Annotated in this window: 9 protein-coding genes and 2 pseudogenes; 5 read left to right on the top strand and 6 right to left on the bottom strand. The window is 72.3% G+C overall.

Translation table 11 applies throughout. From position 1 onward, the window contains the following. Positions 1–3: 3 nt before the first annotated feature. Together IE136_RS16650 and bdeA are read right to left on the bottom strand one after the other, a co-directional pair. The gene (locus IE136_RS16650) at positions 4–3,102 is read right to left on the bottom strand and encodes a helix-turn-helix transcriptional regulator (protein ID WP_189600730.1); all 3,099 of its coding nucleotides are present in this window, start codon (positions 3,100–3,102) and stop codon (positions 4–6) included. A 180-nt stretch (positions 3,103–3,282) separates the two neighbouring features. Next, positions 3,283–4,149, bottom strand: coding sequence for a bis(hydroxyethyl) terephthalate hydrolase (gene bdeA / locus IE136_RS16645; RefSeq protein WP_158993144.1), 867 nt, complete (start codon positions 4,147–4,149; stop codon positions 3,283–3,285). A gap of 382 nt (positions 4,150–4,531) precedes the next feature. On the opposite strand from bdeA, the gene IE136_RS16640 reads away from it, so the two are divergent. Next, the gene (locus IE136_RS16640; RefSeq protein ID WP_308432421.1) at positions 4,532–5,326 is read left to right on the top strand and encodes an RNA polymerase sigma factor SigF; all 795 of its coding nucleotides are present in this window, start codon (positions 4,532–4,534) and stop codon (positions 5,324–5,326) included. A 294-nt stretch (positions 5,327–5,620) separates the two neighbouring features. Next, on the top strand, positions 5,621–5,983 hold the full coding sequence (locus IE136_RS16635; RefSeq protein ID WP_158993146.1) for an ATP-binding protein: 363 nt from the start codon (positions 5,621–5,623) through the stop codon (positions 5,981–5,983). 164 nt (positions 5,984–6,147) lie between these two features. Here the strand turns inward: IE136_RS16635 and IE136_RS16630 are convergent, their stop codons facing one another. Then, the gene (locus IE136_RS16630) at positions 6,148–6,402 is read right to left on the bottom strand and encodes a WhiB family transcriptional regulator (protein ID WP_158993148.1); all 255 of its coding nucleotides are present in this window, start codon (positions 6,400–6,402) and stop codon (positions 6,148–6,150) included. 164 nt (positions 6,403–6,566) lie between these two features. On the opposite strand from IE136_RS16630, the gene glgX reads away from it, so the two are divergent. Further along, positions 6,567–8,687, top strand: a complete 2,121-nt coding sequence (gene glgX / locus IE136_RS16625) for a glycogen debranching protein GlgX (RefSeq protein ID WP_158993150.1) — start codon at positions 6,567–6,569, stop codon at positions 8,685–8,687. Between the two features lie 141 nt (positions 8,688–8,828). Continuing rightward, a pseudogene (locus tag IE136_RS16620) lies at positions 8,829–9,140 on the top strand (alpha-glucosidase); the annotation flags it as partial. 18 nt (positions 9,141–9,158) lie between these two features. Here the strand turns inward: IE136_RS16620 and IE136_RS16615 are convergent. The 3 genes from IE136_RS16615 to IE136_RS16605 form a co-directional block, all read right to left on the bottom strand. Next, the gene (locus IE136_RS16615; protein ID WP_189600728.1) at positions 9,159–10,508 is read right to left on the bottom strand and encodes a YihY/virulence factor BrkB family protein; all 1,350 of its coding nucleotides are present in this window, start codon (positions 10,506–10,508) and stop codon (positions 9,159–9,161) included. Between the two features lie 201 nt (positions 10,509–10,709). After that, entirely contained in the window at positions 10,710–11,744 is a 1,035-nt protein-coding gene (locus tag IE136_RS16610; protein WP_158993154.1) for a serine hydrolase domain-containing protein, read from the bottom strand. 80 nt (positions 11,745–11,824) lie between these two features. Next, entirely contained in the window at positions 11,825–12,496 is a 672-nt protein-coding gene (locus IE136_RS16605; protein WP_229818914.1) for a LamG domain-containing protein, read from the bottom strand. Positions 12,497–12,731: 235 nt separating this feature from the next. On the opposite strand from IE136_RS16605, the pseudogene IE136_RS16600 reads away from it, so the two are divergent. Next, a pseudogene (locus tag IE136_RS16600) lies at positions 12,732–13,247 on the top strand (CARDB domain-containing protein); the annotation flags it as partial. Positions 13,248–13,257 lie beyond the last annotated feature (10 nt).

Raw genomic sequence — 13,257 nt, 5'->3', positions numbered from 1 at the left:
GCGTCACGACTCGTCCGTCACATGCCGGGCGGCCCGCACCATGACACCCGACAGTTCCACGCGGGAGCGGACCCCGAGCCGGGCGAAGACGTTCCGCAGATGGTGGTCGACCGTCCGGGGGCTGATCGACAGCCGGTCGGCGATCTCCCGATTGGTCGCTCCCTCGGAGGCGAGTGCGGCGATGCGCTGCTGCTGGGGCGTGAGGTCGTCCGGCGCCGCGGCGCCGGACGACCTCCCGGCCGCCCCGCCGGTGGCGCGCAGCTCCGCCCTGGCCTCGGCCGCCCAGGTGTCCGCCGCGGCCCGCTCGAACGTGACGAGCGCGTCGCTCAGCCGCACCCGTGCCTCCAGCGGGCGTCTGCGCCGACGGAGCCACTTGCCGTACGCGAGCAGGGTCCTGGCCCGCTCGAAGTCGTTGCCGGACTCCTCATGACGCCTCATGGCCTCGCCGTACCAGTGCGCCGACTCCTCCGGTTCCTTCAACAACGCCCGACAACGAGCCAGTTGGGCCGGGGCCTGCAGGTCGATCCCCTGCGCGGCCCAGACGGCGAACTCCTCCGCCGCGGCCTGTGCCTCGGCCCTCCGCCCGGCCGCGTCGGCCGCCTCCACGAAGCACGGCACGGCCAGCATGCGGAGCGCGAAGTGGCCCCCGCGAGGGCCGGACCCCACGAGAGGAGCGAGTCGCGCCGCGGCCTGGACGGCGAGACCACGGCCGAGTTCGGCCCGGGCCAGCGCCCACTCGGCGAGCGTCGCCGCCTGGACCAGTCCGTGCGGACGCGCGACCGTGAGCGCCCGGCGCGCGTGTTCCTCCACCGCATGCGCGTCGCCCGCGACCGAGGCGACCAGGGCGAGGACGGCGTGCTGATGGGCCGCCACATTGTGCTGCCCGGTGAGCTCGGCCGCCCGTAACCCCTCCCGGGCGTGCGCTCCGGCGCGGCCGTGGCGACCGGCCCGCAGTTCGGCGTAGGCCAGATGCTCGAGGACCCGGGGCAGCAGCGCCGTACGCCCCTCCGCGCGGACGCGGGCCAGGGCGCGGGCGTGGACGTGGGCCGCCGCGGCCGTGTCCCCGAGCACCAGCGCCGCCGAGCCCGCCCGCAGCAGGAGCCGCGGTTCGTCGGCCGCGCCGTCGAGCGCCACCACCCGGGCCAGCGGGGCCCGCGCCTCGTCGAGCCGGACCGCGAGAGCGCTGCGCATGCCGAGGAGGAAGTCCCGCTCCGCCCCGTCCTGGCCGCCCGTGGGCCAAGGGGCCTCGAGCGCGGCGTCGGCATCGCCGAGAGCGGTCAGACAGGCGTCGGGATCTCCCGCGGCCCAGGCCGCCTCCATCGCGAGGAACCTGGCGTCGGACGCCTCCTGCGGAGCGCCGACCCGTAGCAGCGAGGCCGCGAGCAGCAGCGCCTGATACGCGTCCATGGCGGGACCGTCCGCCAGAACCCGCAGCCCCCGTACGAGTTCGTCCCGCCCGCGCGCCACGTCCGTACGGGACCGGGCACTGCCGGAGGCGCGCAGTCGGTCCACCCGATGGCCCCGCGCCCGCAGAAGCCAGGGTGCCTGCGAGGTCTCGGGGACGGATGGCTCCTGCGACCCGGTGACGGCGCGTCGGGGCGCGGGGACCCCCGCCCCGGCGGCCGGCGTCCCGCCGGAGCCCGGCCCGCCGGTTTTGGGACCTGCACGCGAGCCCATGCCCGCCCCCTGGGCGGCCGGGCGGCCGGCCGTGTGGAGCGGACCTGTACGCGCTCCGGAGTCCGAACCCGCCTTGGGGCCGTCCGGTCGGGCCTGCCTCTCGCCGCCGCGACTCGCGGCGGCGAGAGCAGGCGGCGCGTCGGGGCGCGGGCCGCTTGTGCCGGGAGCCGTACGCCCGCCGGGGCCCGTGTCCGTAGGCGGGGCCGCACTCGCCTTCCGGTCGTTCGGGAGGGCGGGACGCGTTTCCGTGCCCGACCCCGAACCCGCCTCCGGGGCGTCGTGGCCGTCGGGCCTCTCGCCGCCGTCGGCGACAGTCTCCCGCCTCGGCGGGTCGGCACACGCGACGTCGAGGACGGCGGCGCCGGGCTCGGCCGTGCCGTCCCCCACCGCCGCGAAGACGGGGTGTGCCGAGCGTCGCCATGCCTGCGGGGTCGCCGCCAGGACGGCGCGCCGCAAGAAGGGGTCTTCGAAGCGGAGCGCCGCGCGCGGGCCTGTGAGCAGACCGTCCGCGAGCAGGTGGTCGAGCGTCTCCGGAGACGTCCGCAGCACCCGCGCGGCGGCGAGGACGGTGTCGGAGTCGACCGTGGGCCGCTCCGGGCCCGCGTCCGGCCCGCCGCCGTTCGCCTCGCCCGCGAGGGCGACCAGTCCGAGCATGCGCCGCCATTGCACGGGGAGGGAGTCCAGCAGCCCGCCGTACACCTCGGTGAGGACCGACGCGTCGGGCAGCGGCCGCGGAAGCGGGGCCGCGCCCGCCAGCTGCGCGGAAGAGAGGCGGCGCGCCATGGCGGTCAGCACGCCGGGATGCCCCGCGGCCTCGTCGAGGAGCCTCGCCCGCACGGCCGGTGCCGGGGGCGAGGGACACACGTCGTCGAGCAGCCCGCCCGCTCCCGACCGGCTCAGCCGGGTCAGCCGCAGCAGCGGCGCTCCGGGCACGGCCGGAGGGCGGTGGTGACGGGCGAGTGACACGACCCAGCCCACACCTCGTAGGCCCCCCTGGACCCGCCAGGCGGAGGCGAGTGCGGCGCGCGAGTGGGCGTCCCACAGATGGTGGTCGTCCACGCACAAGAGCAGTGGCTCCCCGGCGCGAAGCGCGGTCACAGCCGCGGCGAGGCCCTCCGAGCCCCGCGCGGACCGCAGCGCCCGGCGGGCCGCCGACGGTGTGCACCCCAGCGTGGAGAGCAGCACCCGCACACCGCTCCAGGGAACCCGGTTCCCGACCGGTGCGGCCACCAGATGAGCCCGGCCGGCGAACTCCCGTACCGCATGCCGAAGAAGCGCCGTGCGACCCGCTCCGGGGCTCCCGGAGATCAGCAGCACGCCGCCCGATCCGGCGGCGACGCGTGCCGAAAGGGTGTCCACGGCGGCGAGTTCGGTCGTGCGGTCGTGCAGCCGCACCGGGGCCGCCGCGCTCGTCCCTCCGCTCACGGCCGCCAGGTTACTGTCCCGTAGGTGGCGGCGGTAGGCCCCGGTGGGCGCCCGCCCACGCGCGGGGGCGCTGCTCTGTGAGCGCGCACAGACGGACCGCCCCCTCCCGCCACCGGGCCCTGGAGCGATCCGGCACCGGAGGCGGAAGGGGCGGGGAGGTGCGAGGAGGAGCGGCGTCCGTCAGGAGGTGTGCGGGCAGGTGCCGCGGTACTCCTCGATCGACAGACCGGGCCGGGGGAGCGGGCAGAGGAACTGCTCGTAGCGGGTGTCGTTGTCGATGAAGCGCTTGAGCCACGAGATGCTGTACTTCGCGATCGTCGTGTCGGACGTGTTCGGCGTGAAGTGGCTGGCGTTGTTGAGCTCCAGGTACGCCTTGTCGAGCGTGCGGGGAAGGCTCTCGTAGAACGGCTCCGAGTGGCTGGCGACAGGTGCGACCGTGTCGCCGTCGGCGCCCACGACGAGTGTGGGCGTCTTGATCTCCGGCCAGGACTTGTCCGTGTTCCAGCCCGTCAGGGGGATCGCCGCCTGCAGCGACGGCCGGGTCTTGGCCGCCTCCAGCGCGCCGCCGCCGCCCATCGAGTGGCCCATCACGCCGAGCCGGGTGCCGTCGACGCGGCCGCGGACCGAGCTGCGCTGGGTCAGGTAATCGAGCGCGGCCAGGAGTTGCCGGCCGCGGCTGTCCGGCTGATCCATCGTGGTGAGGGTGTCGATGGTGAAGACCACGAACCCCTGGGAGGCGAGGCGCGGACCCAGCCAGGCGATGGACGACTCGTACGCGGTGAACCCGGGCGAGATGACCACCGCGCCGAAGGTGCCGTCGGCGGTCGAGGTCGGGTAGTAGATGGTGCCTCCGCCGAAGCCGGTGACGGCGAGGGAGGAGACGCTGGTGTCGGAGACGGCGTACGGACCGCGTACCGCCTCGATGCTGCTGTTGGTGGGGGCGGGGCCACGCTCGTAGGGGTTGTCCGCAGCCTGGGCTCCGGGCGCGGTGAGTACGGTGAGACAGCAGACGGCGGCGGCCGCGGCCGCGGCGAGGTGTCGTTTCACGACTGAGTCGTCCTCTCGTGTCGTGGACGGCCGCCGCCGAAGGACCGGGGCGGCCGGTGGGGGAGTCTGGCTCGGGCCACTGTCGGGGTCACGAGGGACGAAGGCATCGGCAGAACCACCGGCCTCGACGCCGTCCGGTCGGCCGGGGGCGAGAGGTCCGGCAGAGGTCCGCAGACGGCCGCAGGTGGTCTGCGAGGAGCCGGGAGAGGCGGCGGGACACACCCGCCCGAAAATTTGTGGGTGTGGCCCGGGAATCCCGGGGTAGGCGACGCCCCAACGGGGAGGACGCTGTACTCGATGGAAGAGGGAGGTCATCAGAGTGCCGACTGAGGTGACGACGGAGACGAGGGCTGGCTTCGAGACCGGGATGGGGGACCTTCCCATGCTCGAAGCCCCCCGCAAGGTCGCCCCGAAGGACGCACGTGAGCTGTCGAAGCTGTTCTTCGACAAGCTGGCGGTACTGGAGGAGGGGACGCACGAGTACCAGTACGCGCGGAACACGCTGATCGAGATGAACATGTCCCTCGTGCGCTACGCGGCCGGACGGTTCCGGGCCCGGGGCGACGAGATGGAGGACATCGTCCAGGTCGGCACGATCGGCCTCATCAAGGCCATCGACAGGTTCGACATCTCCCGTGAGGTGGAGTTCACCAGCTTCGCCGTGCCTTACATCGTGGGCGAGATCAAGCGCTTCTTCCGCGACACCTCCTGGGCGGTCCACGTGCCGCGCCGGCTGCAGGAGGCCCGGGTGGAACTGGCCAAGGCGACGGAGGAGCTCAGCTCCCGGCTCGGCCGGGCACCGAGCGTCGCCGAGCTGGCGTCGTTGATGAACCTCTCCGAGGACGAGGTGATCGAGGCGCGGCTGGCCTCCAACGGCTACAACTCGACGTCGCTCGACGCGGCCATCGGCGGAGAGGGCGAGGACGGCGAGGCGGCGCTCGGCGACTTCATCGGGGTCGAGGACCCGGCGCTCGAGCTCTTCGAGAACTTCCACACCCTCGCGCCCCTGCTGGTCGAGCTCGACGACCGTGACCGCAAGCTTCTGCACCTGCGTTTCGTCGAGGAGCTGACCCAGTCCGAGATCGGCAAGCAGCTCGGGATCTCGCAGATGCACGTCTCCCGGCTGCTGTCGCGCAACCTGGCGCGTCTGCGTAAGGGCATGCTCGACACCGCGTGAGAGAACCGCCGTGGAACCGCGGCGGAATCGCGGAGGACGGACGGTCAGTTCGCGAAAGGACCCGGGCCGGCGGGTGTGAGATCCGGAAACGGGGGCAGGCGCACGTCATCCCCCCCCACGGGACGTCGCCTTCATGGGACGAACGGCGAACGGCCTCACCAGCCCCCTTCTGGTGAGGCCGTTCGGGTGGGCGGTGACGTACGAGGAAGGCGAGCGAGGGACGACGTGAGCGAGCTGAGTTCCACAGGGCTGACTTCCAGGGAGCGTCGACCGGGCGGTGTCCGAAGGGCCGCCATGGAGTTCGGCCGGACGGAGGGTGCCATCGCCCACGCGCGGGACTTCACCGTGGACTTCCTGGAGAGGTCGGCCTCGGCCGTCGCCGGATCCGTCGACGCGGCCCGGCTCGTCGTGAGCGAACTCGTCACCAACGTCGTGAAGTACGCCCCCGGCCCGTGCCGGCTGGAGCTCGTGCTGCACGCCGGCATGCTGGAGATATGCGTCCACGACACGTACGGGGCGCTGCCCGTGGCCCGCCCCAGGGACCCGGAGAGGGTGGGCCGGCACGGAATGGAGATCGTGATCGCGATCTGTACGGAGGTCGAGGTGGAGCCCACGCCGAACGGCAAGCGCGTACGGGCCTTCCTCCCCCTCCGGTGACGGTGAGGCGGCCCCGCTGCCCCTGCGCCCGCTTCCCGTGAGGCGCCCTCGCTCCCCGCTCGCCCCAGGTGCCCGTCATACCCGTGCCCGCTCGTCGAGCGCATCCCCCGCAACCCCCATGCCACCCGTCGCCCTCGCGCCACCGCCCCTGACCTCCGCTCCCGCTACTCAGCCGGGCTCGTGCGGCGTGAGCGTCGCTTCAGCGACCGCCGCTCGTCCTCGGTCAGACCGCCCCAGACGCCGGTCACCTGACGGGAGTCGTCCATCGCCCAGCGCAGGCAGGCCGTGCGGACGGGACAAACCTGGCATACCGCCTTCGCCTCCTCGGCCTGGACCAGCGCGGGCGCGCCGGTCCCCACCGGGAAGAAGAGGTCGGGGTCGACGTTCTGACAGGCCGCGGACGCGCGCCAGCTCTCCATCGGTGCCTCCAGTCGTATGGGGAAAAGAACCGCTCCCTTTCGGCTCACCGGACAAAGGCAGTTGAAACGCCCTCAGGGGGAAGGGCCGGATTGTTTCGGTCGGAACGCCGCTCGTCCGGCCCTGTGGTGATGCGGGCCGACCCCTGGGCCCGTAGCGTTCTGCCGTGCGCATATGGACCGGACGCCCCTGGCCCCTGGGTGCGACGTTCGACGGCGAGGGCACCAACTTCGCGCTCTTCAGCGAGGTGGCAGAGCAGGTCGTGCTCGTGCTCGTCCACGACGACGGCACTCATCGCGAGGTCACCCTGACGGAGGTGGACGGTTTCGTCTGGCACTGCTATCTGCCGGACGTCCGGCCCGGCCAGCGGTACGCCTATCGGGTGCACGGCCCGTGGGACCCGGACGCCGGGCACCGCTGCAATCCGGCCAAGCTGCTGCTCGACCCGTACGCCAAGGCGGTCGAGGGCGAGATGGACAACCACCCCTCGCTCTACGAGCGCGCGCCCGACGGCCCCGCGCCGGAGGACAGCGCCGGGCACGGCTTCCTCGGGGTCGTGGTCGACCCCGCCTTCGACTGGGGCGAGGACCGCGCGCCCCATCGGCCGTACGCCGACTCGATCATCTACGAGACCCATGTCCGCGGCCTGACCTTCAGCCACCCCGACGTGCCCGCCGAGCTTCGAGGCACCTACGCGGGCCTCGCCCATCCGGCCGCCGTCGAGCACCTCACCCGCCTCGGCGTGACCGCCGTCGAACTCATGCCCGTCCACCAGTTCGTCCACGACGGCGTGCTCACCGACCGCGGCCTCACGAACTACTGGGGCTACAACACGATCGGGTTCTTCGCCCCGCACGGCGCCTACGCCGCCCGTGGCACGCGCGGCGGGCAGGTGACCGAGTTCAAGTGGATGGTGAAGGCACTGCACGCCGCCGGTCTCGAGGTCATCCTCGACGTGGTCTACAACCACACCGCCGAAGGCAACGAGTACGGTCCCACGCTCTCCTTCCGGGGCATCGACAACGCGTCGTACTACCGGCTCGTCGAGGGCGACCCCCGCCACTACTACGACACCACCGGTACCGGCAACAGCCTCCTCATGAGGCACCCGAACGTGCTGCAGATGATCATGGACTCCCTGCGGTACTGGGTGACGGAGATGCACGTCGACGGCTTCCGCTTCGACCTGGCCGCCACCCTCGCCCGGCAGTTCCACGAGGTGGACCGCCTCTCCGCCTTCTTCGACCTCATCCAGCAGGACCCCGTGATCGGCAGGGTCAAGCTCATCGCCGAACCCTGGGACATCGGCGACGGGGGCTACCAGGTCGGCAACTTCCCGCCGCAGTGGTCGGAGTGGAACGGCATGTACCGGGACGCGGTGCGCGACTTCTGGCGCGCCGGCGAGCACAGCCTGGCCGAGTTCGCCTCCCGGCTCACCGGCTCCTCCGACCTCTACGAGCGGGACCGGCGGCGCCCCCGCGCCAGCATCAACTTCGTCACCGCGCACGACGGATTCACGTTGCGCGACCTCGTGTCGTACAACGACAAGCACAACGAGGCCAACGGAGAGGGCAACGAGGACGGCGAGAGCGACAACCGCTCCTGGAACTGCGGCGCCGAAGGCCCGTCGGACGACCCGGGCATCCTGGTACTGCGGGCGCGCCAGCAGCGGAACCTCATCGCCACCCTGCTGCTGTCGCAGGGCATACCCATGATCGCCCACGGCGATGAGCTGGGCCGCACCCAGGGCGGCAACAACAACGCATACTGTCAGGACAACGTGGTCTCCTGGATCGACTGGAACCTCGACGACGAGCGGCACGACCTGCTCGACTTCACCCGCCGGGCCGTGGCGCTGCGCCGCGCCCACCCGGTCCTGCGCCGGCGCCGGTTCTTCCGCGGCGACACCGCGACCGACGAACGCCAGCCCCTGCCCGACCTCGTGTGGCTGCGGCCGGACGCCCGCGAGATGACGGACGAGGACTGGGGCCGGCCCGACGACCACGCCATCGCCGTCTTCCTCAACGGGGACGCGATCGCCGAGACCGATCCGTACGGCGGCCGCGTCGTCGACGACTCCTTCCTGATCCTCGTCAACAGCTACTGGGAACCGGTGACCTTCCGGCTCCCCGGCACGGCGTACGGCGAGCGGTGGACCGCCCGCGCCGACACCGCCGACCCGCAGGGCCTGCCCGACGAGTCGGAACGCAAGGCGGGCACCGACGTCACCGTGGAGTCGCGGAGCCTCGTGCTGCTCTCCCGCCCGCCCCGCACTCGACAGCGCTGACGCCGCGGCTTCGCGCCCTTCTCGGCGGTCGACGTCAACGATGCGTCCAGAAGGCCGCCCGCCGCCGGCCGCCGTACGGATACGCCGCACCGACGCAAGCCGCTTGCGGGGCTTGCGCTGGTCTTGCGTGTATGACGCGACCCGCAGCCGGAGGGCTGGTCGCGCTTCGCGGCCGACCGGCAGAGCCTCGACCCGTCCTCGATGCTCATCCTCTACCGCCAGGCCCTGCTGCTGCGCCGTTCCACGCCGGGCTCCGGCGACGGGCCCCTGCACTGGCCGCCCGCTTCCGGGGGAGTCCTGGCGTTCGGCAGGACCGACGGACTGATGTGCGTGGTCAACCTCGCCGAGGGCTCGGTGGAACTCCCGCCGCACCGCACGCTCCTGCTCGGCAGCGGCCCGCTCGACGGGGACGGACGGCTGCCGAGCGACACGGCGGTCTGGCTGCGGGCCTGATCGCCGCCGGGTCCACCGTCACATCAGCGGACCGCTGTAGTAACCACCGAGCATCCGGTGGTAATCGGTGTCCTCCAGATGCCGCTCCCGCACGAACTCCGGAGCGTTCTTGATCTGCTCCTTCGTACGGTTGACGTGGACGACCCGCTCGTCCGGTTCGATCCGTGTGATGGTGCCGGCCGGCAGCAGGACCTCCTTGCCGAAGATCCAGACGCCGGTGTCCACCACGAGCCAGGCCGAGCCCGCCTCGTCCGAGTGCTTGTCGACCTTTCCGATGGAGCCGTCCAGCGCTTCGACCTTGTAGCCGCTCAGCACGACCCCCGCCGCGTGGCCGGAGGTGTCGCTGTACGCCCACATGTTCTCGGTCATCTGCTCGCTCCCTTGCTCGTGATCGTGTGGTCGGTCCGTGCGTCGCCTCCCTCCGTCAGGAGAGGGAGGCGACGCGGACCCTCCGGCTTCCCCGAGTCCGCCCTCGCATGCCAGGGACAGCTCCGCGGTGAACTGCGCCCCGGCGAGCAGAGAGAGGTGGGCGCTCCACAGCCAGACGAGGAAGACGATCACACCGGCGAGCGAGCCGTAGAGCCTGCTGTACGTGCCGAGACTCGTCGCGTACAGGGCGAAGGCCGCCGAACCCGCCAGCCAGAGCAGCACTGCGAGCGTCGCTCCCGGCACCGCGTGGGCGCGGGCACGGGCCGAGGCGGGTCCGGTACGGAAGAGGACGAGGACGAGCATCGTCACCAATCCCACCAGACCCACCCATTTCACCAGCGCCCAGGCGGACGCCCAGGCGGGCCCCGAGGCCGTGTCCCAGCGCAGCCACGCACCGAGCAGCCGCGCGAGGGGCTCGGTGACGACGACCACTCCGGCACTGGTCACCAGGAGCACCAGGAGAAGCGCGGCGTTCAGCAGGATGATCGGCGCGGTGTGCAGCGCCGGCCGTTGGTCCTTGACCCGGTGCATCGCGTGCAGCGCGCGCCTGAAGACCGCGAGGTAGCTCGATGCCGACCAGAGCGCACTGACACTGCCCGCGACGATCAGCATCCACGCGGCGGTCTGCTCCTGCGCGAGACCCCGCAGCGTCTCCCCGAGTGTGCCGCCGGACTCGGCGGGCGCCCACGAGGCCACGTGCGAGATCAGCCGCTCGGTGGCCTCCGGGCTCACCAGGCCGGTGAGCGTCACCGCGACGAGCAGCGCGGGCACCAGGGCGAGGATCGCGTAGTACGTCAGGGCGGCCGCCCAGTCGGCCACGTCGTCGCGCCACATCGACACGGGCGTGGCGCGCAGCGCCGGCCACCAACGGCGAGTCGACCGCGCGATGCGAGCGCGGAAGGCCGCACGGCCGGCTGGGTGGGAGCGAGGAGTCGTCATCGGGGCAGCTTCCAGGTGTCGCGCGCGAACGGTACGAGTTCGCCTACCCGGTACGCCGCAGGTCAGGCGGCTCCCGAGTCTGTCATCCGGCACCGCACGCGGCTCACCCGCCCTCGCCCCGGCCGGAGGCCCCGGTTCCGCCGGGCGCCGAGGCCCAGTATGCCGGAGGGAGGGCGGCGTCGACGGTCTCGTCGGGCGACCTCAGGCGAAGGCGAGGGAGCGGAACGCGGCGCGCAGCCGGGCCACCGGGACGCCGTCGCGGGTGAAGTAGAGCTTGTTGGTCAGCAGTACGGCCCAGCGCCCGCGCGCCGGGGAGACCCACATCGCCGTGCCGGTGAAGCCGAAGTGCGCCCACACGTCGTGCCGGGCGGCCGTCGTGCCGGGGTCGGGGTGCCAGAAGAGACCGCGGGCGGGCCTCAGTTCGCCGGTGCGGACGCGCAGGGACCGCTGGACCCAGGAGGCACCGAACGCGGACCGCCCCGGTGACAGGGTGTGGTGCAGGAAACGGCAGAGGTCGTCGCGGGGCGCGAAGACGCCCGCGATGCCGCAGGCGCCACCGAGCAGACGGGTGGAGAAGTCGTGCACCGTCCCCTTCAGGTGAGTGCCGGTCGCGTCGTCGAACTCCGTGGGGGCGCAGCGCGAGGCGACGTCCGCTGCCAGCGGGCCGTACCGGGTCTCCGTCATGCCGAGGGGGTTCCAGACCCGGGCGGCCGCGAGATGGGCGAGTCGGCGGCCCGTGAGGTGCTCGGCCAGGTAGCCGAGGACGAGAGCGGCCCGGTCGGTGTACGCGACGGCCTCGCCCGGACGGTGGCGCAGCGGCTCACCGAGCACTCCCGCGCGGACCTCGTCCGGATCGCTCCCGTAGTGGAACCGGAGATTGGCGCGCAGCGGCAGCCCCGCCGTGTGGGTCAGGAGATGGTGGGCGGTGGCCGCGCCCAGCGGCCGGCCCGCGACCTCGGGCCAGAACGAGCCGAGCGGGCGGTGCAGTTCGAGAACCCCCGACTCGACGAGGGTCCCGGTGACGGACCACACAGCGACGATCTTGGTCAGGCTGGCGAGGTCGAAGAGCGTGTCGGCTCGCATCGGCTCGTCCGGCCGTGCGGGGTCGAGGAGCCCCGCGGCTCCGCCCGCCGACGTGCCCGAGGCGTCACCGACGGCCCAGACCGCGCCGGGACAGACCCGGGCGCGCACGGCGTCGAGGACGAGCGACTCGATGCTTTCGGTCTGCGGTCCCATGAGCCCCCCGGGGTGCGGTCGGGCGTCCCGAAGGCGCCGGGCTCAGTCGGTATGCCCCGCGCCGCACGGAAGGACACGCCCTACGGTCGGTACACGCGCAGCTCCGTCACCTCGAACGACATCTCGGACACGCCCTCCTCGGGCGGGGGATGGTACCGCCCGGCACAGACCGACAGGTTCACGATGAGGTACGCCCGCCAGCTCCGGCCCACTCCGCGCCCGTCGGAGAAGGCCGTCACGCCGTTGACGGTCCACACCACCGAGCGGGCGCCGAACTCGATCCTCAGCTCCACCCACGCGCCCGGCCGGATGGCCGGATCGCGGAAGTAGAGGTGGCCACCGCGCACGCGGTTCGACAGTTCCAGCAGGTCGGGGTTGTCCGGGTGGTACTCGAAGACGTCGATCTCCTGACCGCCGTCCCGCCAGGTCCAGATCGCCGGCCAGGCTCCTGTTTCCTCGGGCAGCCGCACCCGCGCCTCCAGGACGTCACCGGCGCGGACCATGAAACCCTCAGCGCTGCCCTCGGTCGTGAGGAGGCCCGCGTCCCACTTCCCGTCGGAGCGCCTGGTCGCCCTGAAGACCCCCGAGCGGCTGTACGCGGGGTCCGCGACGAGGTGATCGAGCTTGTTGTCCCCGGGGTTGGTCGGGCCGCCGTTCGGATACGCCCAGGACCGGCCCGCGACCCACTGCTCCTCGGAGGAGAAGTCAGCGGTGAGCGCCGGGGTCTCCGTCCGTTGTGAAGGCAGGGACACGCTGTCCGGCCCCTCACGGCCTCCCTTCCGCCGATGCTTCTTCAGCCGGTCGATGATGTCTGAAAGCACGGCGGGCTCCTCCGGTCGGCGTGGACCACTGTGAAGTCGTTCTGCCCACCCGGACGGCGCTCACGCGGGATCATTAACTCTCTGTCGTGAAGTCGTCACGCAGGATTACGCCCCCCTGGTGGAGAAGCCGCAGCGCCCGGGAACGGCCCTAGCCGTGCGGGCGCCCATCTCGCAGCTCCGGGGGCCGGGCGACGGCCTCGAGTTCCCCGGCATGCGGATCCGTAACACCTACGCCGACGGCATCAACTTCGCCAACGGCACCCGCAATTCCACCGTCCACAACTCGTCCTTCCGTAACGCCGGCGACGCGCCCTTTGATCGCGAACAACGCGCTGCACCGCACGGGCGGGGCGTTCTGGAACGAGGACCAGGAGTTCGGCGCCATCACCCTCTTCGCCCAGGGCCAGGACATCCCGGGCGTCACCATCCGGGACACGGAGATCCTCGACTCGACGTACGACGGCTCCAGTTCAAGACGGGTGGCGCCGCCAAGCCGGGGGTGAAGATCACGAACGTCCGGATCGACGGGTCGAACAACGTCTCCGGCATCCTCGCGATGAGCGGCGCCCGCGGCAACGCCACACTCACGAACGTGACCATCACCGACTCGGCCGAGGGCCATGTCCTCGTCGAGCCGGGCTCACAGTTCGTCTTCGACGGGTCGGCGAACACCGGCCCGTGATCCCGGCGCC

The sequence above is a fragment of the Streptomyces lateritius genome, from assembly GCF_014649715.1.
In the GTDB taxonomy this organism is placed as follows: domain Bacteria; phylum Actinomycetota; class Actinomycetes; order Streptomycetales; family Streptomycetaceae; genus Streptomyces; species Streptomyces lateritius.
Note: the sequence above shows the minus strand (reverse complement) of the source record. Positions and strands in the feature narration are given on the sequence as shown.

Bases quoted from the DNA above. Each gene is read 5' to 3' on its own strand.
- IE136_RS16640 (WP_308432421.1), top strand. From the start codon at position 4,532: ATGCTCGAAGCCCCCCGCAAGGTCGCCCCGAAGGACGCACGTGAGCTG.
- IE136_RS16635 (WP_158993146.1), top strand. From the start codon at position 5,621: ATGGAGTTCGGCCGGACGGAGGGTGCCATCGCCCACGCGCGGGACTTC.
- IE136_RS16630 (WP_158993148.1), bottom strand. From the start codon at position 6,402: ATGGAGAGCTGGCGCGCGTCCGCGGCCTGTCAGAACGTCGACCCCGAC.
- IE136_RS16615 (WP_189600728.1), bottom strand. From the start codon at position 10,508: ATGACGACTCCTCGCTCCCACCCAGCCGGCCGTGCGGCCTTCCGCGCT.
- IE136_RS16610 (WP_158993154.1), bottom strand. From the start codon at position 11,744: ATGGGACCGCAGACCGAAAGCATCGAGTCGCTCGTCCTCGACGCCGTG.